2 protein-coding genes and 1 pseudogene are annotated in these 1069 nt (G+C 38.5%); all 3 read right to left on the bottom strand.

The features are described 5' to 3' along the window. Positions 1 to 40: 40 nt before the first annotated feature. On the bottom strand, positions 41 to 721 hold the full coding sequence (locus ACYIAL_RS12785) for a tyrosine-type recombinase/integrase (RefSeq protein WP_483751907.1): 681 nt from the start codon (positions 719 to 721) through the stop codon (positions 41 to 43). After that, positions 695 to 916, bottom strand: a pseudogene (locus tag ACYIAL_RS12780) (phage integrase central domain-containing protein); the annotation flags it as partial. The gene ACYIAL_RS12785 and the pseudogene ACYIAL_RS12780, both read right to left, overlap by 27 nt. Before the next feature lie 48 nt (positions 917 to 964). Beyond that, the gene (locus ACYIAL_RS12775; RefSeq protein WP_483751815.1) at positions 965 to 1060 is read right to left on the bottom strand and encodes an IS3 family transposase; all 96 of its coding nucleotides are present in this window, start codon (positions 1058 to 1060) and stop codon (positions 965 to 967) included. Positions 1061 to 1069: the final 9 nt, after the last annotated feature.

Below are 1069 nucleotides of genomic sequence, written 5' to 3'. Positions count from 1 at the left end.
TAACCCAAATATGGGGCACGGTATGAATAGCGCGATATGGTTAATGATTAACTAGCTTTAAATTGCGGTTACCTGATAGTGAGACATTTCCTTGGCTTGCTTGCTCGACAAAGTCACCCCACCAGTCCAGCATGATTCTGCGCTGTTCTAGGTAAGTAGCACGGTTATAGGCTCGCCTGACACTATTAGTATCGACATGGGCTAGTGCCGCTTCAATAATATTAGGGTCAAAGCCTTGCTCATTTAATATCGTGCTTGCTAAAGCTCTTAAGCCATGCGCAACAAGCTTATCTTTATATCCCATGCGCTTTATTGCCATGTTAGCAGTACTACTATTCATCGGGGTTGTATAAGGCGGTTTCATACTTGGGAATATATGCTCTCTATGCCCACTTATAGGCTTCATAATTGATAATATAGCCATAGCCTGCTTATTGAGTGTAATAGTATGCTCTCGCCTCATTTTCATTTTTTCGGCAGGAATAACCCATAAGCAATTGTCTAGATCAATCTCTTGCCATTTTGCCCCTACCGCTTCATTTGGGCGTGTCATTGTTAATAATTGCCATTCAATCAAGCAACGCGTTTGTAATTCGATTCTGGCCATAGCAAGGGATTGCATAAATTGGGGCAGCTCTTGCGCGTTTATTGTTGGCATTTGCCCTTTTATAGGGCTTTCAAAAGCATCTTTTATCTTGGCTGCTGGGTTAGCATCAATCAAGCCTATATTCACCGCATAAAACATAATCTCATTGATACGTTGGCAAAGTCTTTTAATTGTTTCTAATTTACCATTAGCTCTTAGTGGCTCCATGGCCTTAATAAATTCTTTTGCTTTTAATTTAAAGATTGATTTATCACCAATATAAGGAAATAAATGTAACTCTAACGATTCCCACGTTCTTTTTAAGGTGCTTTCAGTTAGTCTGGTATGTCCACACTTTTTAGTACCAAAAAGATAAGGTCATCGATTTCTTTTGTATTCAATCGGCGACTGGTAATTTAATGTTGAATGAATTCGATTATAATTAAACCAATCCACATAGTGATTAAATTCCAATTTAAGTTG

Source organism: Gilliamella sp. X-57 (assembly GCF_057063565.1).
The sequence above is the reverse complement of the archived record's forward strand: the minus strand, read 5'-3'. Positions and strand labels throughout refer to the sequence as shown.